Annotated in this window: 1 protein-coding gene; it reads right to left on the reverse strand. The window is 67.6% G+C overall.

The genetic code is table 11. The features are described 5' to 3' along the window. Positions 1 to 230: 230 nt before the first annotated feature. Positions 231 to 2,300, reverse strand: coding sequence for a PAS domain-containing sensor histidine kinase (locus FV223_RS24450; RefSeq protein ID WP_147729399.1), 2,070 nt, complete (start codon positions 2,298 to 2,300; stop codon positions 231 to 233). Between the last annotated feature and the right edge of the window lie 506 nt (positions 2,301 to 2,806).

The raw sequence follows: 2,806 nt of genomic DNA on the forward strand, positions 1-2,806 counted from the left end.
GGCCCGCCCGTCGGCGCCGCGTTCTGCGGCGGGCGGCAGCCGGACCCTCGGGCGGGATGGACGGTCCGCGTCCGACGCTTTGCAGAACCTCGGACGGTCCGCTGACCGGTAGCCCGGCACGTCAGACCGGGTCGGGTGGTTCTCTGCCCGTCCGCTTTCGGACGACAGGTGCATCGAAGCGGACATAGCGGGGTCTTGAACACACCGACCAAGCCGGAAGCCGAGCCTGCTTAGACCGAACCCCTCGCTTGAAGGCCGAGGAGCCGGTGCAGGATGTCGCCCAGTTGCACTGCCGAGTACGGCTTCTGCAGCAGCTCGAACCCGTGCGTGCCCTCCTGCGCCAGCACGTGGCTGTAGCCGGATGCCAGGACCACCGGCAGGTGCGGCAACCGCCGCTGCAGTGCCTTGGCGAGCTCTACGCCACCCATGCCTGGCATCACCACGTCGGTGAAAACCAGGTTGAAGCCTGCGCCATTGCCGCCTAGCCGGTCCAGCGCCTCCTCGGCGTTGGCTGCCCAGGTCGGTCGGTAACCCAGGTCCTCAAGGATCTGGGTCGCGAACTGACCGACGCCGATGTTGTCCTCAACGACGAGGATGCGCTGCCCCGTGCCGAGCGGCGTCTGACCCCCGTCGGGCCCGCGGACACGGTCCTGGACCTCCTCTTGCTCGACTTCCGGCAGGTAGAGGGTGAAGGTTGTGCCTTCCCCGACGGTGCTGGCAACGTCGATGTCGCCGCCCGACTGCTTGGCGAAGCCGAATACCTGCGACAGGCCGAGCCCCGTGCCCTTGCCGACCTCCTTGGTTGTGAAGAACGGCTCGAAGATCCGGCTGAGCAGGTCCGGGGGGATGCCTGAACCCGTGTCGACGAGGGAGACCGTGGCGAAGGCTTTGCGCGAGCCGGCATGGCCGCGGATGACGGGAAGGACCGTCCGGCATCCGAGGCGCAGGGTGAGCGTTCCCTCCCCGTCCATGGCATCGCGCGCGTTGACGGCCATGTTGATGAGCGCGGTCTCGAACTGGCTTAGATCCGCTCGGACGAAGCAGGGCGCATCGGGCACCTCCGCGACCACGTGGACGCGTGCGCCCGTCACGGTATCGAGCATCTCCGCGATCCCGCGCATCCTCTCGCCGACGTCGAACACCTCTGGCTTGAGGGTCTGCCGGCGTGCGAAGGCGAGCAGCTGGCCGGTGAGCTTGGCCGCGCGCTCAACCGTATCGGAGACGGCGTTGAGATACCGATCCTTGCGCACTTCTGGCAGGTCCGGTCGTCGAAGGAAGTCCACGGACGAGCGGATGATGGTCAGCAGGTTGTTGAAATCGTGCGCGACCCCGCCGGTGAGCTGGCCGACGGCTTCCAGCTTCTGGGATTGGCGAAGGGCCTCCTGTGCCTGCTCCAGCTCGGCCTGCCTTTCCCGGGCCTCGGTGATGTCGCGCCCGGTCGCATAGGTCAGCGTTCCGGCCGGGGCGGCGGTCCATGAGATCCAGCGCGTCGAGCCATCCTTGTGCCGGTAGCGGTTGACGATGTGGGGCATCCCGCCCTCGGCCGCCTCGGTATAGGCACCAACCGTTTCCACGTGGTCCTCCACCAGGACGAACTCGTTGACGTGGTGCCCGACCAATTCGTGCGGCTCGTAGCCGAGCAGGCGGGTCCATGCCGGGTTGACCCGCTGGAAGACGCCTTCGAAGTTGATGATCAGCATCAGGTCGGGAGCGGTGTCCCACATCAGGTCTCGCTCGTTCGTGCGCTCCTCCACGCGCTGTTCCAAGGTCGCGTTCAGGCTGCGCACCTCGCCGAGTGCCCGTTCCAGGCTCTCTTGGCTGTCCTTGAGCGCGGCGTCGGTCAGCACCCGCTGCGTGGTCTCGTCGGCGAAGATGAACAGGCCCGCGATCCTGCCGTCGGCATCGAGCACCCGCGAGTAGGAGAAGGAGAACCAGGTCTGCGCCGCCCCCCGGTCGGTATCGAGCTTCCACGGAAGGTCCTCGAAGCGATGGCTGCGCCCGGCGAAGGCGTCTTCGATGATGGGCTTGGCCTGTTCCCAGGCGTCGGCCCAGACCCTGTCGAAACGTTCGCCCGTGGCCCAGGCCACCCGGGGGCCGAGCAGGCGGGAATAGGTGTCGTTGAAGAAGAAGTGCAGGTCCGGCCCCCAGGCCAGGATCATGCTCTCGGGCGAGTTCAGGACCAGCGAGAGCGCGGTCTTGAGAGATTGCGGCCACGTCTCGGGGGAGCCGAGAGGATGGGCCGACCAGTCGCACCCGCTGATGAGGCGCGCGGCCTCACCGCCGCCAGCCAGGAAGGCCATCGCGTCGCTCACCGCGTCATGCCCCGCCGACGCCGTACGAAGCGGCAGAGGCTGCGCTCGGACGTCCTCTTGCTGGGTCGGTGACACCCCTCATTGAGCGTGTCGAAGACCGTGAGGTCGTGAGTTTCGCAGTTGCCCGAGGACGTGATCGCACGCTTCGGCTCATCGGAGGACATTTCAGGGGCCATGCCCCCTTATGGCACGTGCGCCTTCAGTGGTCGCCGAGGGATTGCTCCTCGGCCGAGCTATGGCGCTCGCTTTTCACCCCGAACCGAGGTCGCGATGAGGCCGGCGAACGGGTGCTTACGGGAGGCGCTGACTGTGATCTGAACGACCACTTTCGGGCGACACCGGGCCGTCCGTGTCAAAGCGAGAGGTCGGGGCCCGCTTCCCTCCCACACCGGCCATGGGCCGAACGGGCTCACATCGTCGTCTGGCCGCCAGGCGCCATCGCTCGCGCCACCGGAGCGCGACCGGCCCGGCCTCGGCCGCGTTCTGGCACGGGC

Source organism: Methylobacterium sp. WL116 (assembly GCF_008039455.1).
In the GTDB taxonomy this organism is placed as follows: domain Bacteria; phylum Pseudomonadota; class Alphaproteobacteria; order Rhizobiales; family Beijerinckiaceae; genus Methylobacterium.